This is a genomic window from Rhodococcus sp. WWJCD1, assembly GCF_002258735.1.
Classification (GTDB): Bacteria; Actinomycetota; Actinomycetes; order Mycobacteriales; family Mycobacteriaceae; genus Rhodococcoides.
Genome location: NZ_NOXY01000025.1, coordinates 142,105 through 163,642 on the forward strand (window position 1 = coordinate 142,105; position 21,538 = coordinate 163,642).

The following is a 21,538-nucleotide window of genomic DNA, read 5'->3' on the forward strand; positions in this document are numbered from 1 at the left end:
ACTCGATTGGATCTCGACTCGGTGAAGGATCGTGATCTGAAGTAACGGTCGGTTCGTGACGCTCGACACCCGGGTATGAAACTTCGAGTGTGTGCGGGGCTGGCCGTCGTCGCATTGATCGTGAGTGGGTGTTCGAGTCCTGACTCGGGCACCCCAGCGGCCGGCATTCCCGGGTCCGGAACAGCAGCGACACCCACCTCCTCCGCCGCCCCGACGACCTCACCGGGATCATCGACAACTCCGGGCGCGCCTGTCGGAGGAGGGTCGTCCACCTGTCTCGAAGACTCCGTAGTTCAGGACGCGATCGGTGGTCTCACCCCGTTCATGGCCAGCGCTTGGCAACTCGACGAGCGAGGCGACCCCTGCGCAACGCTGGCCTGGGCCACCGCGCGCATCGCGGATGCAACCAGCAGCAGCCCGGAAACCGTGCTGTTCTTCCACGACAACACCTATCTCGGAACCGCAACGGCCGAGCAGTACGCGTTCACGACCGTGGTCGATCAGCTCTCCGACACCGTCGCGGTGTCGTACAAGTGGACCAACCCTGGTGATGCGAACGCGAATCCGACGGGCGGACCCGCGCTCGTGCGATACCGGTGGAACGGGTCGTCGGTCGACATGCTCGACCAGTTGCCGCCGGAAGTGCTGAACCCGCCCCGCGCGAACCCGGCTCCCAGTCCTGCGCCAGGGCCTGCACCCGTTCCAGCGCCCGGGCCTGCACCCGTTCCTGCACCCGCTGGCAACGTGGATCCGGCGACCGGGTCGGTGTGCGTGGAGAACTCGGCGCGAGATGCGGCTCTTGTATCGCTCCCACCCTTTGAGGGCAGAGGTTGGGTCGACAGCACGAGCTCATACCCGTGCTTACCTCTGGTCACCTTTCTGACGCGACCCGAAAGCCGCAACATGTATGACGACCCGTCGTATTTGCTCTTCTTTCACGACGGCCAGTATTTGGGCAAGGCCAATGACGTTCCGTATCCGAACATGAGTGTCGCGGACTCCGGCTACGACTTCGTCACCATCGCGTACCGCTGGCGAGTCCCAGGTGACGACGCCATCTCCCCGGGTGGTGGGCCAGCCTTGGTGCGCTACCAGTGGAACGGATCCTCCGTCGAGACAATCGGAGCGATTCCGGTCGAGGTGACGGGGTGAGTTGAGCGGCTTCGCCGCATGTGCACGAAAACTCGTCGCAGAGGCCGAGTTTCCGCGCACCACGATCAGTTGGCGACAATGGCGTCGATCTGGCCCAGTGCGAGGGCCATACCTTCGTCCATGCCCATCTCGACGAGTTGCTCGAGTTGCTCGAGGGAGTCGAAACGGGAGCGAATAATCATTCGTGTCCGACCGTCAACGTCTTCGAGGGTCGCGATGGCGTGGGTGACGGGCATCGTCGACGACGGATTGCCCGAGTCGTCGGCGAATCCGTCGTCGAACGAGAGCGTCGTCGGCGCGGAGATATCGGTGAAAAGCCACCAGCCGGCGGCCTTCTCGCCGTCCGGCCCAGTCATGTAGTACGACGCCCTGCCACCCGGAACGAAGTCGTGGCTGTCGAATGTCGCGGGCCACGTCGGTGGTCCCCACCATTTTTCGAGCTGGCGTGGATCTGCCCAAATCTGCCAGACCCGTTCGACTTTCGCGTCGAACTCGGCGACCACGGTCATGGTCAAGTTCTCCGCATCCTTGTGTGAGCTGATGAACGGCATGATTCAGCCTTTCTCGTCCGTGGACAGAAGGTCGTCGATCCGGTCGACCCTGCGTCGCCAGATCTCCTCGTAGGTATCGAGTAATTCACGAGCTTTCGCGATGGTGTCCAATCGAACTCTCACGATCTGCTCCCTGCCACGCTTGTGCTTCGTGATCACGGCAGCACGTTCGAGGACCGCGACGTGTTTTTGTACTGCGGCAAAACTCATGGCGTAGTGAGATGCCAAGTCCGAGACCGACTGTTCGCCCACGGTGACCTTGGCGACGATGTCACGACGTGTCGTGTCTGCGAACGCCTGGAAGAGGCGATCGACCTCCGCATCACTCAACTGATCTACAACCATGTGGTTGTACGTTATTCGAGGTTGCAGCCTCGGTCAAGAGGGCAGATCGATTCTTCGGGCAACATGGACTACGGACGGTGATCGGCACCGTCCCGGACAGTGGAGGCAACGTGCAGATTCGACCGGCAAAGATCGGCGCGCTGTTGATCGTGTTGGGGGCGCTGGTGGTGCTGGTTCTCGATCTCCACACCGCGTGGCAGACGCCATCGCATCTGCGTCGCACGATCAGTGAATACGGACTCGGCGCGCAGCAGTGGGTGTTCTCGATCGGGGTCGTCCTGCTCGCGTTCGGCTCGGTACTCACTCTTGCGTCCGCGCTTCGGTATCGCCTCACTCGGCCCGCATCGGCCGCGTCGATCTGCTTGACGCTCTGGACAGTAGGGCTCGTGGCCGTCGTCGCTGTGCCGAAACAGGATTGGTCTAACAACGCGTCACTGAGCCTCGGCGGGTCGATCCACCGGCTCGGTGCCGCCGTGGCATTCGTCAGCATCCCGGTCGCAGTCTTCGCGTTCTCTCGGCCCTGGATTCGCGATGGCGTGTGGGCAGCCCGTGCGCGAATCACTCTGGGCCTGAGCATGCTGTCGGTCGTGACGCTGTTGCCCATCGCGTACGCACTCGCGGTCGGTGCCACCGGATCGCGACCCTGGTATCGCGTGGTCACCCTCGGTTATGTGGAGCGAGTGCTCGTCGTCGCCGAAGTGATCGCGTTGATCTCGCTCACCTTGTGGGTGCGGGCAGCCGAACGTAGGAGTCTTGCTTCTGCCGAGTCACAGGAGCTCAGGACCTCGCAGCCCGTCTAGGGAACCGATCGGGCCGGCGTCGCGTCCAACCATCGAGTGACGTCGGTGTCGAGAGGGCGAACGTATGCGGTCAACGGGTAGGCATCTGCTTGCGGCAGCCTGCGCTTCGGCGCTGTTGCTGACGGGCTGCGCCGCCTCGACGCAGGGGAGCCCTGTCGCGAGTGGAAACTGGTCGACGGAATCGACGACCGTGGCGTCGGGACCTAGAGAGCCATTCGATCCGTGCACTATCCCCAAATCTGCGGTGACAGCAAGTGGGCTGGACGTGAGCACGGAGAGGCCGGACTTCGCGGGCATTACGACGTATCCCGGATGGAAGGGCTGTACTTGGGATGGCACCGCGCTCAACAGCTGGTATTACGTCGCAGTGTTGTCGTCACTGGAGTCCATTGATGAGTTACTGCTCAGTCCTTCGTTCGTGCGCGGTGCAGACGTGAGCCTCATGGGTCGCACCGCAGTCCAGCTGCGGCACGCAGACGAATTGGAATCCCTAGGTTGCGCAGTTGCACTCGGAACAGGCGACGGTCTAATCGTGCTCGACCTGCAGAAGAAGGGTTCTCGAGATCTAGAAGGTGAACCCTGCACCGAGGTCAACCGGCACGCCGTCGATTTCGAACCGTATTTGCCGAAATGAACCAGAAGGGGTGCTGATTGCGTTGGAGCCATACGGTTTGAATCGAAATCTAGACCACTGGCGCAGTCTTCGGGACCAAGCAGCGGCGGGCGAACTCGAGGTCGAATCAGGAGTTGCAGAACGGTGCGACGCTGCGTGCGCCGAGTACCTAACGAAGCTCGATCGCATGCTGGAAATGACAGCTTCTCTCGCATGGCCTGAGTCCTGGGGAGACCTGGACTCGGCCAAACAGCTTCAAGCGAAGTTCACGCGGCTGGCCACTGGAGACGAAGGCTCCGCTCGCTTCGCGATCAAGCAGCAGATCGAGATCATCAAGACGATGCGCGAGTTTTTTCAACAGTACTTCGCGAGTGTCGAGGCTACGGATGCCGATACCGCGGCTACAGTCGAAGCGCTGTCGCCACCGCGATAGACGAAGAATCCCGACGACCCAGTTGCTCGGTCGTCGGGATCGATCGTTCGAAACGTGCTGCTAGCGAGCCAGTTCCACTTCTGCTTCCTCGTCGACGAAGGGATCGCCGTTTCGCGGAGCGTTGTAGCGCTCCAGGTCGAGGATTCCTTCGCGCTTGGCCACGATGGTCGGCACCAGCGCCTGACCGGTCACGTTGACCGCGGTGCGGCCCATGTCGACGATCGGCTCCACCGCGAGCAGCAGGCCGACACCTGCGAGAGGCAACCCGAGTGTCGACAGCGTCAGGGTGAGCATCACCGTCGCGCCTGTCGTTCCTGCTGTTGCAGCAGAACCGATCACGGATACCACGATGATCAGCAGGTAGTCGGTGATGGTGAGGTCGATGCCGTAGAACTGAGCCACGAAGAGGGCTGCGATTGCGGGATAGATTGCCGCGCAACCATCCATCTTCGTCGTCGCCCCGAGTGGCACCGCGAACGACGCGTACTCACGCGGCACGCCGAGGTTGCGTTCGGTCACACGCTCGGTGAGCGGGAGAGTTCCGATCGACGAGCGCGACACGAAGCCCAGCTGGGTTGCCGGCCACACTCCCGAGTAGAAGTTGCGCACCGAAAGTCCATGGGCGCGAACGATCAACGGGTACACGACGAAGAACACCACAGCCAGGCCGATGTAGATCGACACGGTGAACACGCCCAGCGAACCGATCGCGTCCCAGCCATAAGTTGCGACTGCGTTGCCGATGAGGGCGGCGGTGCCGATCGGTGCCAGGCGAATGATCCACCACAGCACCTTCTGCACGATCGCCAGCAACGAGGCGTTGAACGCGAGGAAGGGCTCGGCCTTCTTGCCGACCTTGAGTGCCGCGATGCCGATAGCAGCGGCGATCACCAGCAACTGCAAGATGTTGAAGCTCAACGATGTGGTTGCGGTACCGCTCTCGGCGACCGTGGTTTTGGCACCGAGAGCGAAGAAGTTGTTCGGCACCAATCCGGTCAGGAACGACCACCATGACCCGACGCTGGACGGAGCCTCGGCCGCATCCGCTCCCGCGCTGGTGCGGGACCCCGGCTGCGCGACCAGTCCGATGACGATGCCGATGATGACGGCGATGAAGGCCGTGATGGCGAACCACCACAGCGTCTGAATGGCTAGGCGGGCGGCATTCGTGACTTCACGGAGGTTGGCGATGGAGCTGACGATTGCCGTGAAGACCAGCGGAATGACCGCGACGGTGAGTAGCTTGACGTAGCTCGAACCGATGGTCGAGAGGGTGCCGACCAACCAGTTCTCGTTGCCGTCGGCCGCGTCGGGCATGGATCGGGCGATCAGCCCGAATACGACACCGAGCACGAGACCGGCAACGATTTGTGGACCGAACGCGGTGGCCCAGGTGGGGACACGGCGCGTACGGGTAGCGCTGGGCGCAGACATGGTTATGCCTTTCGAAAACGAAGAAGTGTCGACAGAGGTGTGCGACAGAATGCTCATCGGGCCGACGTGCCCGACGGAGAGGTTGAGGTTTAGAGGACCGTCAACAGGTAGCGCTGGCTTGCAGACGCAAGTCGACGTAGCGTCGAGAGGTCAGCAGCGGATTCACTGGTAAGACGGTACTCGTCGGACATCCGGGGCAGCGGGGCAGGGTTCTTCTGAGGGTTCACTGTGGAATCGATGTGGGTGCGCCGCGGTGTCGATGATGCGCCGTTTTCATCGGCTACGTTGGGTTCTCTGCCGCCGACGAAACGAGACCATGAGTACGAAAGCAAAACCCCGAGGACTGGTTCGGCGACTCCTGCAGGCGGTGTCTGCCCTCGTTGCAGCACTGGTGGCAGTTGTTCTGGCATCGGCCGGTTGGGTTGCGTATGCGACGGCTGGCAAGGTCTACGACGTCGACGATGCACCGGACGCGCCCGTGGCCATCGTTCTCGGCGCGCAGGTGCGCGACGGTAAGCCGATGCGATTTCTCGCCGGCCGCCTCGACGCCGCGATCGCGCTGATGCAAGCCGGAAAGATCAAAGCGATCCTGGTCTCCGGTGATGCAGACGGCAACTCGGGCAACGAAATACAGGCCATGACCGACTATCTGATCGAGCACGGCATCGACCCCGCCGTGATCATCGGCGACGACCACGGCATCGACACCTACGACACGTGCGCTCGAGCGAAAGAGACGTTCGGCGTCGAACGTGGACTCATCATCAGTCAGCCCCTTCACGTCTCGCGCGCCGTGGCGCTGTGCGAGGACATGGATCTGGAGGTCGACGGCGTGACTGCCGACTGCATCGACTGCAACACGTTGGCTGTGGTGCGGAACTACGCGCGAGAGTTGTTGGCGCGCCCCAAAGCAGTTCTCGATCTGTGGTCCGGACGTGATCCCGTCGTCGTGTCCCCGCCCGTCGATTCGCTCGCGACCATCACCGGTAAATGAGCGTGCCCGATGGCGATATCGCCGTCCCGGCCGTGGTGCGAGAGTTGGCGGGACCTGACGACATCGAACCTGTGTGGTCGAATGAACTGGGCGGGTTGACTTTTCGTATCGGCGAGGCGCGCTACGTCAAATGGACACCGGTCGAGAGCTCGGTCGACCTGGAAGACGAGCGGCGTCGTCTGGACTGGGCGATCCGGTACAGCCCGGTTCCGAAGGTAATCGACACCGGTTCGGACGCGACGGGTTCTTGGATGGTTACGGAGGCTCTGCCGTGGGAGAACGCCGTCGCCGATCGCTGGATGGGGGACCCGGCCGCCGCGGTCCGAGCGGCGGCAACCGGCCTTCGTGCCTTTCACGATGCACTCCCCGTCGCGCAGTGCCCGTTCGATTGGTCGGTGGCCACTCGTATCGGTGACCGCGAGTTGCCGGTGGAATCGCCGTCGGTCGATCGGCTCGTGGTGTGCCACGGCGACGCCTGCATGCCGAATACCCTGATCGCCGACGACGGATCCTGGGCAGCACACGTCGACATGGGCAGCATGGGTGTCGCCGATCGTTGGGCAGACCTGGCACCGGCAATCTGGAGCACCGAGTACAACTACGGCCGGAGCTACTGCAAGGCATTCTTGGACGCGTACGGCATCGAACTCGACCGTGAACGACTCGACTACTACCTGTGGTTGTGGGAGTCCACATGAGCAGCAAATCGGACGGTGCTGCGCGCGGCTAGAGTGAGCGAGCCCGGTTCGACGACTCAGCGGACCCGTGTTTCAGGAGAAGTGAACGGTTGAGCTGGATTCGCTTGAACGACGTTGCCAAGGGATACGACCAGAAGGTGATGCTGCGCGAGGTGTTCTTTCGCCTCGCCGACGGTGATCGCATCGGGCTGATCGGCCGCAACGGAACGGGCAAGACCACCCTGCTGCAGCTTCTTCTCGGGCGTGAGACACCCGATTCCGGAACCGTCGACGTCACCGAGGGCGCACGAATCGGATACTTCTCGCAGTTCTCCGAACTGGACGGCGATCGCAGCATCCAAGCGGAGCTCGAATCGCTGTTCGGCGCTGTCCACGCGATCGAGACCGAATTGGCCGAGGTCGAGGCCGCATTGGGCGGTGACCTGGACGAGAAGCAGATGTACAAGCTCGTCGACCGCCAAGCCGAACTGCTCGACGCCATGGAGAACAGCGGCGGTTGGACCTACCACCAGCAGATCGACACGGTGCTGTCGATGCTCGGATTCAACGCCGAACGACGTGAGCTTCCTGTCGATCGACTGTCCGGTGGGTGGCGCAACCGCGCAGCGTTGGCCAAGATCCTCATCGAGGCCCCGGACGTCCTGCTTCTCGACGAGCCGACGAACTTCCTCGATGTTGCCGGAATCGCGTGGCTCGAACGTTGGCTACGAGATTTCCGCGGCGCGCTTCTCGTTGTCTCGCACGACCGAGCATTCCTCGAGCAGGTCGTCACCAGCATCGTCGAAATCGAGAACCATCACCTGCAGACGTACGATGGCAGCTACTCGGAATACGTTCAGCAGAAGCAGTTTCGACTCAAGAACCTCGAACGTGAGTTCAGCAACGAACAACAGTTGCTGGCCTACGAGCAAGAAGCGATCACTGATCGCAAGGAAGCAGTGAAGAACCCCAGCGGGGTGCTCAAGCGTCGACTGGCGAACATCAAGAAGAGCAAGAGTCCACGGCCGGTCGACACGGTGGTCACCGCTATCTACGGCGGTCTGCATGTGCACGACAACCTGGCGGAGATCCACGGGATCGCCAAAAGCTATGGGGAGCAACGACTCTTCGACAACATCTCCTTCACCGTGCACCGCGGTGATCGCATCGCCATCACCGGACCCAATGGATGTGGAAAGACCACTCTCGTCGACATTCTCGTCGGTGCCGAGCAGCCGGACAGCGGCAAGATCAAATGGAAGACCAAAGCGCCGTCGTTCATCTACTACAACCAGGTGCTGGCCGATCTCGATCTCGACGACACGGTGTCGCATTCGGTGAACGCAATGCCGGGCAGTCTCGCTCTGACGGCGACGAAGAAGGAAGTGCACCGCTTTCTCACGTTGTTGCAGTTCTCCGAGATGGATCTCAAGTCGAAGATCGGCGTGCTGTCCGGAGGGCAGAAGGCACGAGTTGCATTGGCGCAGTGTCTGTTGTTCGGCGCAGGCGTCATCGTGCTCGACGAGCCCACCAACCACCTCGACCTGCAGAGCACCCAGGTGCTCGAACGCGCACTGATGGCGTTTCCCGGCGCGGTGATCCTGGTGAGTCACGACAGGTTCTTCGTCGAGAAGGTGGCATTTCGGCAGTTGTCGTTCGACGGCAAGGGCGGCGTCACCGAAATCGCCGGTGTGCAGATGGCGTGACCTTGTTGGCTATCCGTTGATCTTCGACGCGGACGTGCCCCACTCGGCGTCGCGCAGCTCCTTCTTCCTGATCTTGCCGGTCGAAGTCTTCGGCAGCTCGACGATGAATTCGACGTTGCGCGGGGCCTTGTACGACGCGATGGCCGATTTCACGTGCGCCACGAGCTCGGCTTCCGAGGCGTCCGCGCCGGGCACCAACACCACGAACGCCTTCGGTCGCTCTCCCCACTTGTCGTCGGGCACCCCGATGACCGCAACATCGGCGACGGCAGGATGGCTCGCCAACGCCTGCTCCACCTCGATGGTCGAGATGTTCTCGCCGCCGGAAATGACGACGTCCTTGGCGCGATCGAGTAGCTGAACGTAGCCGTCGGGATGCATCACCCCGAGGTCGCCGGAATGGAACCAGCCGCCCGCGAAAGCCTGTGTCGTTCCGGCGGTGTCGTTGTAGTACCCCTTCATGACGTTGTTGCCGCGCATGACGATCTCGCCCATTTCGCCGCCGTCGGGTTCGACGTCGATCAACACTCCACCGGGACCGGGCTTGTCGCGTACCACGCGCAGACGGTCCGCAGTGAGCATGCCGACTCCCTGTCTGGCCAAACGACGAGCCTGTTCGTCGGCGTCCAGTTCGAGCCACTCCTGCTTTGCCTCGCACACCGAATAGGGACCGTAGGTTTCGGTGAGGCCGTAGACATGTACGAGCGTTGCTCCCAATGCTCGAATCTTGGAGATGATCGTGGGGCTCGGAGGAGCTCCAGCTGTAACGATGGTCAGAGGTCGATCGAGTGAATGGGCCTCTGCGGCAGTGGCGAGAGTGGTCAGCACGGTCGGCGCACCGGCAAGGTGATCGACACCGTTGTCGATGGCCGACCAGATGGCGTCGCCGCGCACTCCGCGAAGGCATACGTGTGTGCCGGACGCGGCCGTGACCGCCCACGTGGTGCACCATCCGTTGCAGTGGAACATCGGAAGAGTCCACAGATAGCGGGTGTCGACGCCGAATCCCTGATGGTGCAGTTCTCCCAGGGAATTGAGGTAGGCACCGCGGTGGGTGTACATCACGCCCTTGGGTCGACCGGTGGTGCCCGAGGTGTAGTTGATCGTGATGGTCGACGTCTCGTCGTCGACCTCCCACTCCATCGGTTCGTCCGTGCCCCGTTCGAGGAATGCGTCGTATCGAGTGGTGTGCGGCAGCTTCTCGTACGTGCCGTCCACCGAGGGAGTCTCGACGATCTCGGTGACCGAATCTGCGATGGGATCTGTTCCGAGGCCGGCCAGCAGTGCCGAATCACCCACCAACAGAACCGAACCGGAGTGATCGCAGATGTAGCGAACTTCGTCCGGTGAGAGCCTGGTGTTGATCGCGACCAGAACGGCACCGGCCAGTGGCACCGCGTAATGCGCGAACAACAGCTCCGCCGAGTTCGAGGCAATGTAGGCCACCCGGTCTCCGTGGCCGACCCCCGACGCGCGCAGTGCATGCGCGAGCCGGGTGACGGCGGCGGCGAACTGTTCGTAGGTGAAGGTGCGCGGACCATCCTCCACGGCGGTCTTGTGGGGATGGACCTCCGCAGCGCGTTCGAGGAAGCGAAGTGGCGTCAGCGGAGTATCTAGACCGGTCATGTCAGCCAATGTAGCGCGCACTACGAAGCCAGATCGGATTTGTCGATACGTTCGCGCCCACCGGTAAGGTCGGCGCGTTCGGCGGCGGCCCGGCCAGCAAGCCACCCCTGTGCATTGTCGCTGCCGAACGTGATCGTTTTCGTCGACGGGTAGCGGGCAGCGTACGCGCGGTCGACGGCATCGGATCGCTCCGCCATGATCGGCACCAGAGCCGATCCGTGTTGGTGGGTCGCCGCTGCAGTCGCTCGCGTGCGCGCGTCGTGCAATCGTTCGCCGACTCGGTGGGCGTAGGCGATCAAGAATGCGTGACGGAAGCTGCGAGTCCGCGAGGTCGCCGATTCGCCGGCCTCGTCGAGCGCGCGGGCCGATTGGACCAGCAACGAGGTGTACAGCAGCTCGCACAGGTCGAGATCGACGGGCAGACCGATCATGGTGGCCAACAAGTACTTCTTTTTCCACACTGTTCTGGCACCGTTGGCCGTGCACACGCTGTGCAGCAGAAGCAACTTGGCCTTCGAGTACGGATTGCTCACCATGATGCGACGACTGATGACATCGTCGATCAAGCTGCGGGGGTTCTCCGCATCGAGAAGCGCGCTGTCGATCGCATAGCGCGTCATCAGGTCCTGGGCCTTGGCCGATAAGGCCTCGGCTTCAGCGGGGAATTGCGTCGACTCGGCCTTGGCCAGTAATCCCCGTATCTTGCCGAGCATCTTCGAGTCCGCCGCCTGCCGCGGACCGGCAGGCGTGGTGCGTGATGTCCATCGAGTAGGAGGGGGCAGTAGTGTCTCGAGGGGCAACAACCATGTTGCGCACCCGAGTACGAGCAGAAGGGTGTACCACGACTGCGCCGACGATCGCCGGTTGTACGAACGCCACCGCCGAAGACGGTCGGCAGAGGTGCCGCCTGCAGATTCGACGTTCAGCTCGGACAACTGATCTCGCCAGGATTCCGGAGCAATGCTGTCGGCGGAACTTCGCGCCGCGTGAGCGCCGATTGCCTCGATCATGACCACAGCACCGTCGTCTCCGGCGCTCTGACGGGTGACGTGCACCAGTTCGGCAGGCTGCCAACCGTTCTCGAAAGCCGTGTCGAGAGCTTTGTCCAGTATTCCTGCCGCTCGGTCGTGCACTGAATACGTTCGGCTGATGTCTTCCGCAGCGGACAGGCGTTCCGCGATCAGCTGGGTCATGTCCTTCGTTGACGACCCCAATTGAGCGAAACCGATTCCGCTGTCGAGCAATTCGTTCGGATCAGCACTGTCCCGAGCAGTGTTTGCGCGTGAATACTTGAAAAAACTGTCCAGATCGATACGACTCATCGTCGTCCCCTCCACGTCCCCCGGTGTGGTTCCCGAACTTTTCGGTGAATCGCAGAGTAGGGGAGGGGTCCGACAAGTTATTCGAACATGTCAGCGAGGTGCGAGCATCTGCAGCAGTTCTTCGACCGACGGCAGGCCGGGAATCGCGGGAAGGTTCGGAACAGGAGCGGGGGCGGGCGGTGCCGTCAACTCGACGCCGCCGAGCGTTGTCAACACGTCGTCGGTATTGGACCGGGTCGATCCGTATGTATTGGATGCAACCACGAAATCATCGCCGATCGACGCCGATGCGACCACACTCGATCGGTCGTCGGCCCATCCCCATTTGGAGCCGATCACGCCGGGCAACTGCTCGGTGCCCCAGTCCTGAACCATTCCGTCGCGTGCCACAGGTGCCGCCGTGGTCATCCAGGCCAGTACCGGGCTGGCCGGATCGGTGCGCTTCTTCGCCGCCAGGAATCGCACGGTGTCAGCTGTGCTGGTGTAGGAACTGCCCCAGAAACCACCACGCGAGGTCGAGGTGAGCCCGAACTCCGCCGCAGTCGCATCGATGGCCTGGGGATATTTGTTGTCGAGGACGGACGCGGCACCGTCGTCGCTGACCTGGACCATTCGAGCGGCCAGGTCACGATCACGCGCAGAACCGTCTCCGTAGCGAACGACGTAGTCGGCCATGTAGAGCTTGACCGTCGACAGTCCGGGACGTGCGGAATTATCCTCCGCGCTGCCCACGTATGTGCCCGTCGGCACGTGTTCGTACGAGATCGAGGTGCGGGATGGCACGTCTGCGAGGTCAGCGGGTGTCGGCAAAGCCTGCGCAGGTGCTGCGCAGGTCAGCGCAAACGCGATGCCGACAATTGGGACAGCAGTCCTGGTGAAGATGCGTCGCAGGGCCGGCATCTCGTGCTCCTCGAGGTGTTGGCCCGCCGTGAATCGGTGACCGATGGCTGTAACTACCCCGATGGTAGACGGTTCAACCTCACGCTGCTTTCCCTGGTTCTGCGGCCTTCGTCACCTGGATGAATGCGGCTTTGTTGCAGTTGGAGTGACTGGCGGGCGCATTGATCCAGTCAGCGGGCGTGATACCGCCGGACAAAAGTGGGGCGGGCAGTCAGGACCTGCGCAGTGTCGACAGCATCTCTTTCGAGCGTCGCAGTGGCCCCCGACTCGACTCGGCGGGCCAGGTGCTGGGCAACTCGATCGGGTCCGCCAGGCGACCGGCATTGAAGTCGTCGACCAGATGTCCGACGGTTTCCTGGGCGCAGGATTTGTTGGTGCCGATGAATCCCGAGGGGCCGCGCTTGATCCAACCGGTGACATAGCTGCCGACCGAAGTCTGCCCACCGGACTCCTGCAATACACGGCCGCCGGTGTTGGGAATGATGCCTCGGCGATCGTCGAAGGGAACCCCGGGCAGCGCAACTCCGCGGTAGCCGATGGATGTGAGGACGAGTCCGGCATCGAGGGTGTCGACTTCACCGGTAGGAGTGCTGCGCACCACGTCGTCACCGTCGGCGGTCAGATCCATCCGCTCGAACTCGATGCCCGTCACTCGATCGGTGCCCAGGATGCGGGTGGGGGAGAGCAGGTATCGCAGTGTGATGCGCTTACGGCCGTCGCTGTGCTCGGGGGATTCGTCGACGTGGCGAAGAAGTTGTAGCTTCTGCGCCACAGCGTGGGGTAGGTCATCGGTAGCGGCGAGGCGGACCGTTACCGGGTCGAGCGCGAGTTCGCTGCGGTCGATGGCCAGATCGATATCGGGAACGGTGAGCAATCCGGCGAACTCGGGAACGGTGAATGCAGACTGGGCGACGCCGCGGCGGCCGACGACAACCACCTCACGAATAGAGCTGTGGCGCAGGGCGTCCAGGGCGTGGGGTGCGATGTCGGTCTGGGCGAGCGCGTTCGGATCCATGGTCAGGATGCGGGCGACGTCCAGTGCCACGTTGCCGTTTCCGATGATCACGGCGCGCTCGTGCGAGAGATCGAACGTGCGGTGTGCGTGATCGGGGTGGCCGTTGTACCAGGCGACGAAGTCGGTTGCCGAACTGCGGCCCGGCAATTCTGCACCGGGAATGCGGAGTTCCCGGTCCGACGACGCCCCGACTGCATAGATCACGGCGTGGTGGGTGTCCATCAACTCGTCGTGGGTGATGTCCTTGCCGACCTCGACACCGAGGTGGAAGGTGAATCCCTCCTGCGCAGAGATGGTTTCGAACAGGCGCGACACCTGACGCGTCTTCTGGTGGTCGGGCGCGACGCCGAGGCGAGCGAGGCCGTGTGGTTGCGGGAGTCTGTCGTAGACATCGACTTTCACACCCGGTTGCGTGAGCAGCTCGTCCGCCGCGTACATCGCCGACGGTCCGGATCCGACGATCGCGACTCGAAGGGGTTGACGATCACGCGAGACCGATGCCGCCGGCGTGACCGGTGCCAAGATCGGCCGAGGCGGGCGTTCCTGCTTGTAGAAGTCCGCGTTGATCGTCAGGAACGGCAGTTGAGCCTCGGTCAGTTTTGCTTGCGGCACAATGGCATCGACCGGGCAGGCCGAGACACATGCGCCGCAGTCCACACATGATTGCGGATCGATGTGCAGCATCTCTGCCGTCAGGAAGTCAGGCTCGTCGGGGGTGGGATGAATGCAGTTGACGGGGCACGCGTAGACGCATGACGCGTCGCTACAACATGATTGGGTGACGACGTGGGGCATGAGGGGTTCCTGACGGCAGTGGCAAGAGGCGAGAGGGCTATGCGGCGAACTGGCTCGAGCTGCGATCGGGCTCGCTACGGAAACGTGAGGCCTTGCCGTCGATTCCGCACATCTTCCACATCAGGCGAGCCGCACGATTCATCATGCCGGTATCGGTGGCCAGCATGCGGACGTCGCCGAAGTAGTCCTGCAGCGCGTGCTGCGATTCCGGGGTACCCCAGAACAGGTCCTTCTTCACCTGCTTCGGGATGTCGAATTTCGTCCAGAACTTCTTCGGCGGAATAACGATGACGTCGCACAGGATGCGCATCGTGATCGGGAAGGCCAGTGAAAGCAAGAACCGTCCGACCTTGGACATCTTGGGGACTCGGCGACGTAGCAGTTGGTGCGCGAACGAGATGTGTCGCGCTTCCTCGGCAACGTGAATGGCCATGACGCTCTGCATGATCGGGTGAATCTCGTCACCGGACCGCAGGACCGATTTCTGAATGTGGTCGATGGGCTCTTCGCCTGCGAGAACGCCGACGAAGAACAGTTCTGGCAGCAGCGTGGCGAACAGTGGAACGAACGGAGACAGCATTTTCATGGGCCGGCTCATGCCGGGCGCATCGGAACCGACGCGGTTGACCATCTCCTGGAACATCAGGGTGTGGTTGCACTCTTCGATCGATTCGTGGGTGCAGTAGCGCGCCTCGGCGGAGCCGTTGGGCAGTGAAAAGACGTACTGCATCATGCCGCGGATCAGGATGTTCTCGAATTGCAGACCGACCTTTGCGACATTGGCCTGACGCCACATGCCGATCTCGATCTGCCTGTCGAGTGGAAGCGCCTGATACCAGGCGTGGCCGCCGATCGGATCGGTTTTGGCAGGCAGGACCCATCGAGGATCGTTCGCGGGTACTGCGAACTTCTCGGACTCCCAGTCGATGTCCACGTAGGGGTCGAAGTGCTTGTGCACCGAGCCCTCGGACAGCAATGTGAGCGTCTCGATGTACTGCTGCTCGTCCGCAGTGTCGGCGTCGACCGAAACGGACGTATTGCTTGTCGTCAGTGTCATGGCTTCTCCAAACGAAGTGCGAACATAGGGTTAATGTAACCCGAGTTAACACAAAAGGGAAGCGTGTTGGGGAGACTCTGATCGGCGGTCGTCTACTGGTCCTCCGAACGCTCTTCGGACACCTCGGCTACTTCGTCGGTCTCGAATAGTTGCAGCTGGATCGCGGAAGGATCGACCACGGGCGTGACCTGGTCGGGAGTGCTGCGCAGCACCTCACGGAGGGCAGAGACGGCACGGCCCCAGTTGGCCGATTCCCGATCTGCCTCGTCGACGTCGCAGTGCTCGTCGCCCAGATCCGCGGCAACCGCCATCCCACGCCACGACGCTTCTTGTTCGGCGCTGATCCGCAGATACGAGACGACGACATCGCGATCGGACGAGCAGCACTCGAGAATCACATGCGGGTCGAGCGGTTCCTCTTCGGACGCGGCGAGCAGATCGACCAATTCGAGCAAACCGTCGGGAAAGTCGTCCGCGTCGACCGTGGGCGGCGTCGGCTCCCCGAGCACGCCTCCGAAATCCTCGGCGAACTTGTCGTCGACCTGCTCCCACACGTGACTGAGCATGCGTACCGCCCACAACAGGTGATCCGCGACGAAGGGTGACCCGCTGACTCGTACCTGAGCGACGATGCAGTCCTGAACCAGGTGCAGCATCACATCCGGCAGTTGCAGGTTCAGGTCGACCAACAATTCCGCCGCGCGAGTGCGGCCGGATACGGCATGGACGAGCGTCGAATTGATCTCGACCACCGGTTCGGTGGGTTTGACCGATACGTACGCGGTGCCGCCTACGAACCGCAGCGGAATGTCGCCGTCGGGGTCATGATCCGGTGGGAAGCCGAACCACGGCTCGAGAGCGCGATCGACGAGCTGCTGCAGATGCTCTTTCCCCTTGGGCTGAACGCACAGCGGAACCACGGAGGTGTCGGGCTCCGTGATGGCGATGTCGAAGCTCGGTACGTCGTAGCGCCCGGTGGCGCGTGCGCTCAGGAACGACGGGTGTGGCAGGCCCCAGATGTCACGGAACACCGCGACGGTCTTCTTCGCCAGATCATCGGACCACGAACGATTGCGATCCACGTGTGGTGCCGTCGGCTCGCCATCGTGCGAAGTGCGAAATCCCAACGCAATCAACGCATCTCGCTGGTCACTGGTGATGGCTCGGCTGCTGTGCAGGTGTTCGTTCGCCGGTATCTCGCAGCGGACCATATCGAGATCCCAGGCATAGAACTGCACGCAGGCGGCGGTGTCGGGGACGCCGTCGGTGGTGTCGTATCGCGATTCGATCACCAACGCATCGCCGTCGCGCATGGCGCTGACGTAGTCGCCGAGCGTGCGCTGGAACTGCATCCAGGCGGCATCGACGTCGAAGTCGAACTCGAGTGAATCGCTCATGTCGGCTCCTTACCCAGATCGCGCTGACGTAACGCGGACTCGATCACGCTAGCGGCGACCACCGACACGATCTCGGCGCTCGCGGGGGCGATCACGACGACGCCGAATCCTCGGGCGATCGTGTCAGCGGGTCATCGAGAGAATCGTCGTCGAGCGCACCGAAGGGCTGTGCCTCGGCCACGCCGTCCAACACCGCCGGACGTAGAGCGTGCGGAACGGCCAGTACTTCCTCGATCCTGACGAGAATGCCCTGTTCGATCAGCGATCGAACACGGTGATCGATCAACTGGGCCGTACGCAGATCTTCGCCTTCCAGATCGGCGTAGTCCTCGCCCTCGTTGTTGACGGGTAGCTCTTCGGTCATGGCGGCGAGCAACGTCTGCACCGCAAACGTGTTGGCCAGTGACCGCGACACGTCGGGGTCGTCGGCATCTCCCGACAGCTGCACCCGCACATGCTCGGCAACCAGTTCGTGCACAGTCTCCGCGCCGCGGACGGCCAGTGAATGCGCATTGTCGCCCGGCCTCGCAGTGTCACCGTCGATGCGAATCAATTCGGTCGCGATGGCCGTCGACCAGTAATCGACCGTGGCGACGCCCGCGCCCACTTCGGTGGGATCGAACGGAGCCGCACCGACTGCGCGCTGCAGATGAGCATCGTCGGACACTGCCAGCCCATCGGCGACCCGAGCGACGATGTCGTCCAATGCCGGCAACAGTGGCAGCGCCGAGATGGCCGCCAGTTCCTGTGCGAGAGACACGTCGGGAAGGTCGATGTCGTCGGCGTCGAGCATGTCGGGCTCGTCGCCTTCGAGGAAGTCCGAGAGATCTTCCATGCAGTGCGCGTAGTCCTCGGGCGTGCCGTCCCAGAGATCGGTTTCGTCGAGGAAGGTCAGGTACTGCAGAGACGTGAGCACAAGATTGACCGCGGTGTCCTCGGCCGTGTCGGACTCCTCCTGGAGGATGCGTTCCGCTGCGTCCACCAGCAGGTGCGCATCGGCCGGCATCCAGGCGCTGGGGGAGAAGCCCTGACGGGCTCCGGAAAGCTGGGTCAGCGTCGACGAGACGAGCCGTGAGATCGCCTCCGACTGTTCCGACATCTCGCTCTCGTCCAGCCACTCCACGAACCCGTCGATCAGATCGGCGATCCGTTCGCTGTCGACACCGGACGGAGCCGGTCGGGACTGCTGATGACGCCGTTGCCGGGCCTTGGTCTTTTCTGCACGTTTCTGTCCGCGGTTGGCAGGCCGCTTCGATCCCATGGGTGGCAGCTTATCTGCTGGGATGTCCGGTTTCGTCGGTCCATGCCTCAGTCGAGCAGGAACGCGCCCGCCGACGGCGGAAGAGTAGGTCTCGGAAGACGGCGATACAGCTCGGCCGGCCGCCCGCCGCCCGCGGCCGACGTCAAGCCCGTCCCCTCGAGGGAGCCGAGGACATGGCGTCGAAACGTGTCTTTCGGGAGCGGGCGATCGAACACGATCTCGTAGAGCTCACGTAGTTCGAGAAGTGTGAATTCCTCGTCGATCAGCAGCGCGGGATCTACCTCGCGTGCGTAGCGTTCACGCAGTTCGAGAACGGCTTCGGCCACCATCTCGCCATGGTCGAAGGCGAGCGGCGACGCCGGTCTTCCGTTGTCGATCAGTACGAATTCATTTGTTACAGAAAGCGATCGGGTCGAGACCGCAGCGCTGTGTGCCATCGACAGAACCCATCCACGGTCGTCCCGATGCGGGGCGTCGAACATTCTCAGTTGGTGAAATGTGAGATCGACGATGCCGGCCTTGGTCTGCAGTGCTCGGTCTGCAGCGCCGGCGAGATTCTCCTCGGGCCGCAGGAATGTGCCCGGTAGAGCGCGGCCCCGTTCGGTCGGCACCACGACCACGTGCAATCGACGTTCGCGGACGGTCAGGACTGCGACATCGACAGCCACGGAGGGGCGGGGGTAGTCGGTCAGAGCTTTGCCGTCTCGGTCTCGCCAGGTCATGTGTTGCATCTTAGCGTGAATCTGATCTAAGCTTAGATCAATATCGAGCTAAGGGGTAGGCATGCAGTTGAGCGACATTCAGCACGATCGAGCGAGAGGCGTTCTGCTCGGAACCGCAGTAGGAGACGCACTGGGCGCGGGCTACGAGTTCGGATATCCCTCTCCGGAGACCGAGATCGACATGATCGGCGGCGGTTCGTTCGACTGGGCTCCAGGAGAATGGACCGACGACACCTCGATGGCACTCTGCGTCGCGCGGGCACTGGACGCAGGCGGGGACGTCGACGACATCGCCGAGAATTTTCGCGCGTGGTTCGCGCAGAACCCGCCCGACGTAGGAAATCAAACCCGCGCCGTCCTCTCGCAGGCCACGTACAGCGGCGCAGGCATGACGGCGGCGGCTGCATCGTTGTCGGGGAGAACCGGTGGGAACGGATCGCTCATGCGTACCGCGCCGGTTGCGTTGGCCTACCTCGACGATGCGGCCGGTTGTCGAGCTGCCGCGGCGCGGATCAGTGCCCTGACGCATTCCGACCCGCGGGCCGGTGAGGCGTGCCAATTGTGGAGTCACGCAATTCGATACGCAGTTCTACACGGTACGTACGACGGCATCGTCGAGTTTCTCGACGAGGCTGTGCGCGAGGTGCGGGACTATTGGCGGCCGCTGATTCATCAGGCACAGGTGGGGGAGCCTGCCGACTTCTCGAACAACGGTTGGGTGGTGCACGCACTGCAGACTGCATGGTGGGCAATCCATCGCAGCGCCGGCGAGGAACGGCCCTTGGCGGCCGCTCTGGAACTGTGCGTTCGTGCAGGCGGTGACACCGACACCACGGCGGCCATTGCCGGAGGGCTCCTCGGAGCGCGCTGGGGAGCCTCGGCCGTGCCGCGTCGCTGGCGCGACATCGTCCACGGCTACCCCGGGTTGCGCGCCGACGATCTGGACCGAATCACCTCGAACATCACTGCAGTGAAGGAACTTTCATGACCATCATCGACGTCGTTCAGGGCGACATCACGGACGTGGCGGCCGGCGCGATCGTCAACGCCGCCAACGCACGTCTGCTCGGCGGCGGTGGAGTCGACGGTGCCATCCACCGCGCTGGTGGGCCGACGATCCTCGCGGAATGCAAGGCACTGCGGGCCACCACCCTGCCGCACGGCCTCGACGTCGGCGCGGCCGTCGCGACCACTGCGGGCAGATTGCGAGCCGACTGTGTCATCCACACCGTCGGTCCGCGGTACTCGCGGCACGAGGACCGATCGGAGTTGCTGCGCTCGTGCTACGCCCGAAGTCTTGCCCTCGCTGCATCGATGAATCTGAAGTCCATCGCATTTCCCTTGATATCCGGCGGAGCCTTCGGATGGCCGATGCACGACGCGGTGACGCAGCAAGTGGTGGCCGTGAAAGCTGCGAGGCCATCGGTCGAACTGGTCATGCTGGTCGCGTATTCCCACTCGAGCGCCGAGTTGACGCGGCGGTTGGTGGGTTGACAGCAATCAGGTGTCGCAGCCGATTCCATCCTTGTCGCGGTCGAGTTTCGAGCTGTACCCCGGCTCACCGGCGTAGATCGGGGCTGCGCCCGCCGCACGGACCGCATCGCAATTGGCGTACGAGACGACGGGTGGCACCGCGACCAAAGGCGCGGGAGCGGTGTAGACGGGCTCCGGTGTGTAGACCGGCTCGGGGATGTACATGGGCTCAGGATCGGGCAGTGGGATGTACTCCGATGTCATCGGCACCTCGACGATGGCGGCTACTGCTTCGGTCGTCGGGGCCACGGTGGTCGTCGTGGTCGGCGTCGGGGTGGTCGTCGACGGCGGCGCGGATGTCGTCGTGACGGTCGGCAGGGCGGGCACGGCCGCGACCGGGGCGACGGCGGGGGTCTCGGGTTCTGTGGTGGTGGTCAGTCCCATGAAGATCAGGGCGGGGAGCACTGCGATGGCCGGTACGGCCCACCCTCGACGACCGCGACTGGGCGACAAGTAGAGATATGCGACGCCTGCTCCGACCACCAGTGCGCCCACGAGCAGCGCGCCGAACTCGAACGACACGAGTGCGCCGATCGAGAAGATAGCGCCGAAAACGATTGCAACCCAAGCGAACACCTTCCCGTAGAGGGGGCGGCGTGGAGTCTCGGGCTCGGGTGCGGGGCGCTGGAAGGGTGGCGGGTAGGCGCTGGTCATGGGGTTCGTCCTCGGGTCGCGAATGGTGTCGATACCGCGGAAGCGATGTGCCGCGAGACCGGAAGCAACCACTCGATTCAGTCCGAACCGGTCGGTCGCATTTCCGTTCACCATGTCGCATTCACGGTGGTTGTCGTTACACCCGGCCAGGTAACGACAACCACGTCGTCAATAGCGTTCGCGGAAGCCACCGATTGCGGTGATGGAATTGCCGTCGGGGTCGACAACCGTGCTCAGTCGAACGCCTTTGTTCGCGTCCACTATGTCGCCGAACTCGACCCCACGTGCGCGCGCCGAAGCGACGAACGATTCGAGATCGTCGACCGCGACGTTGAACTGCGACGACCCTGCTCGCTCGGGATCGACCGTCACCTGCACCCATGCAGCGGGGGCGGCCTGCCACTCCACCAAACTCGGCATCGGGTTGTTGTCTGCGGTCCGATCGAACAGCCGGCGATACCAGGCGTCGGCCGAATCGATGTCGCGTACCGCGATCACTGCAAAGACATGTTCGAACATGTCGTTCTCCTTCGTGTCGGCAAAGAGGTCAC

The 21,538-nt window shown here is 62.9% G+C and carries 22 protein-coding genes; 9 read left to right on the plus strand and 13 right to left on the minus strand.

From position 1 onward, the window contains the following. Window positions 1-75: 75 nt before the first annotated feature. Window positions 76-1,152 carry an LppP/LprE family lipoprotein gene (locus CH286_RS17910; protein WP_094609984.1) on the plus strand — a complete coding sequence of 359 codons (1,077 nt, stop codon included), beginning with the start codon at window positions 76-78 and terminating at the stop codon, window positions 1,150-1,152. A 65-nt stretch (window positions 1,153-1,217) separates the two neighbouring features. On the opposite strand, the gene CH286_RS17915 is transcribed toward CH286_RS17910, so the two are convergent. Together CH286_RS17915 and CH286_RS17920 are read right to left on the minus strand one after the other, a co-directional pair. After that, entirely contained in the window at window positions 1,218-1,703 is a 486-nt protein-coding gene (locus CH286_RS17915; RefSeq protein WP_094609985.1) for an SRPBCC family protein, read from the minus strand. A gap of 3 nt (window positions 1,704-1,706) precedes the next feature. Next, window positions 1,707-2,048, minus strand: a complete 342-nt coding sequence (locus CH286_RS17920) for an ArsR/SmtB family transcription factor (RefSeq protein WP_032402670.1) — start codon at window positions 2,046-2,048, stop codon at window positions 1,707-1,709. A gap of 77 nt (window positions 2,049-2,125) precedes the next feature. On the opposite strand from CH286_RS17920, the gene CH286_RS17925 reads away from it, so the two are divergent. From CH286_RS17925 to CH286_RS17935, 3 genes are all read left to right on the plus strand, one after another. Then, window positions 2,126-2,848 (plus strand): DUF998 domain-containing protein, encoded by a 723-nt coding sequence (locus CH286_RS17925; RefSeq protein WP_255182702.1) that lies wholly within the window; start codon window positions 2,126-2,128, stop codon window positions 2,846-2,848. A 64-nt stretch (window positions 2,849-2,912) separates the two neighbouring features. Next, on the plus strand, window positions 2,913-3,482 hold the full coding sequence (locus CH286_RS28440) for a DUF3558 family protein (protein ID WP_094609986.1): 570 nt from the start codon (window positions 2,913-2,915) through the stop codon (window positions 3,480-3,482). Continuing rightward, window positions 3,421-3,894, plus strand: a complete 474-nt coding sequence (locus tag CH286_RS17935; RefSeq protein ID WP_176458274.1) for a hypothetical protein — start codon at window positions 3,421-3,423, stop codon at window positions 3,892-3,894. The genes CH286_RS28440 and CH286_RS17935 overlap by 62 nt, the downstream gene beginning before the upstream one ends. Before the next feature lie 60 nt (window positions 3,895-3,954). Here CH286_RS17935 and CH286_RS17940 read toward each other — a convergent pair whose 3' ends face one another. After that, on the minus strand, window positions 3,955-5,328 hold the full coding sequence (locus CH286_RS17940) for a dicarboxylate/amino acid:cation symporter (protein ID WP_032402673.1): 1,374 nt from the start codon (window positions 5,326-5,328) through the stop codon (window positions 3,955-3,957). 316 nt (window positions 5,329-5,644) lie between these two features. On the opposite strand from CH286_RS17940, the gene CH286_RS17945 reads away from it, so the two are divergent. The 3 genes from CH286_RS17945 (at window position 5,645) to CH286_RS17955 (ending at window position 8,705) form a co-directional block, all read left to right on the plus strand. Then, complete coding sequence (locus tag CH286_RS17945) at window positions 5,645-6,322, plus strand: SanA/YdcF family protein (RefSeq protein ID WP_052077566.1); 678 nt, start codon at window positions 5,645-5,647, stop codon at window positions 6,320-6,322. After that, on the plus strand, window positions 6,319-7,020 hold the full coding sequence (locus CH286_RS17950) for an aminoglycoside 3'-phosphotransferase (RefSeq protein ID WP_094609988.1): 702 nt from the start codon (window positions 6,319-6,321) through the stop codon (window positions 7,018-7,020). Before CH286_RS17945 ends, CH286_RS17950 begins: the two co-directional genes overlap by 4 nt. 89 nt (window positions 7,021-7,109) lie before the next feature. Continuing rightward, window positions 7,110-8,705, plus strand: a complete 1,596-nt coding sequence (locus CH286_RS17955; protein WP_037148339.1) for an ABC-F family ATP-binding cassette domain-containing protein — start codon at window positions 7,110-7,112, stop codon at window positions 8,703-8,705. A 9-nt stretch (window positions 8,706-8,714) separates the two neighbouring features. Here the strand turns inward: CH286_RS17955 and CH286_RS17960 are convergent, their stop codons facing one another. From CH286_RS17960 to CH286_RS17995, 8 genes are all read right to left on the minus strand, one after another. After that, window positions 8,715-10,331: an AMP-binding protein gene (locus tag CH286_RS17960; RefSeq protein WP_094609989.1), complete on the minus strand. Its 1,617-nt coding sequence runs from the start codon at window positions 10,329-10,331 to the stop codon at window positions 8,715-8,717. Between the two features lie 20 nt (window positions 10,332-10,351). Further along, window positions 10,352-11,524 (minus strand): DUF2786 domain-containing protein, encoded by a 1,173-nt coding sequence (locus CH286_RS17965; protein ID WP_176458283.1) that lies wholly within the window; start codon window positions 11,522-11,524, stop codon window positions 10,352-10,354. A gap of 219 nt (window positions 11,525-11,743) precedes the next feature. After that, complete coding sequence (locus tag CH286_RS17970; RefSeq protein WP_094609991.1) at window positions 11,744-12,553, minus strand: hypothetical protein; 810 nt, start codon at window positions 12,551-12,553, stop codon at window positions 11,744-11,746. 211 nt (window positions 12,554-12,764) lie between these two features. Further along, complete coding sequence (locus tag CH286_RS17975; protein WP_141215872.1) at window positions 12,765-14,363, minus strand: FAD-dependent oxidoreductase; 1,599 nt, start codon at window positions 14,361-14,363, stop codon at window positions 12,765-12,767. A gap of 37 nt (window positions 14,364-14,400) precedes the next feature. Further along, complete coding sequence (locus tag CH286_RS17980; RefSeq protein WP_094609993.1) at window positions 14,401-15,420, minus strand: AurF N-oxygenase family protein; 1,020 nt, start codon at window positions 15,418-15,420, stop codon at window positions 14,401-14,403. 92 nt (window positions 15,421-15,512) lie between these two features. Beyond that, window positions 15,513-16,817: a T3SS (YopN, CesT) and YbjN peptide-binding chaperone 1 gene (locus CH286_RS17985; RefSeq protein ID WP_094609994.1), complete on the minus strand. Its 1,305-nt coding sequence runs from the start codon at window positions 16,815-16,817 to the stop codon at window positions 15,513-15,515. Between the two features lie 91 nt (window positions 16,818-16,908). Beyond that, complete coding sequence (locus CH286_RS17990) at window positions 16,909-18,078, minus strand: hypothetical protein (protein ID WP_094609995.1); 1,170 nt, start codon at window positions 18,076-18,078, stop codon at window positions 16,909-16,911. Between the two features lie 47 nt (window positions 18,079-18,125). Beyond that, window positions 18,126-18,800, minus strand: a complete 675-nt coding sequence (locus CH286_RS17995; RefSeq protein ID WP_094610024.1) for an NUDIX hydrolase — start codon at window positions 18,798-18,800, stop codon at window positions 18,126-18,128. Between the two features lie 61 nt (window positions 18,801-18,861). Between CH286_RS17995 and CH286_RS18000 the strand changes: the two genes are divergently transcribed. Further along, window positions 18,862-19,788, plus strand: a complete 927-nt coding sequence (locus tag CH286_RS18000) for an ADP-ribosylglycohydrolase family protein (RefSeq protein ID WP_094609996.1) — start codon at window positions 18,862-18,864, stop codon at window positions 19,786-19,788. Further along, window positions 19,785-20,294 (plus strand): O-acetyl-ADP-ribose deacetylase, encoded by a 510-nt coding sequence (locus CH286_RS18005; protein ID WP_094609997.1) that lies wholly within the window; start codon window positions 19,785-19,787, stop codon window positions 20,292-20,294. Before CH286_RS18000 ends, CH286_RS18005 begins: the two co-directional genes overlap by 4 nt. Before the next feature lie 6 nt (window positions 20,295-20,300). On the opposite strand, the gene CH286_RS28025 is transcribed toward CH286_RS18005, so the two are convergent. Together CH286_RS28025 and CH286_RS18015 are read right to left on the minus strand one after the other, a co-directional pair. After that, window positions 20,301-20,987, minus strand: coding sequence for an excalibur calcium-binding domain-containing protein (locus CH286_RS28025; protein ID WP_217902938.1), 687 nt, complete (start codon window positions 20,985-20,987; stop codon window positions 20,301-20,303). Window positions 20,988-21,155: 168 nt separating this feature from the next. Continuing rightward, a complete protein-coding gene (locus CH286_RS18015) occupies window positions 21,156-21,506 on the minus strand; it encodes a VOC family protein (RefSeq protein ID WP_094609998.1) in 351 nt (116 codons plus the stop codon). Window positions 21,507-21,538: the final 32 nt, after the last annotated feature.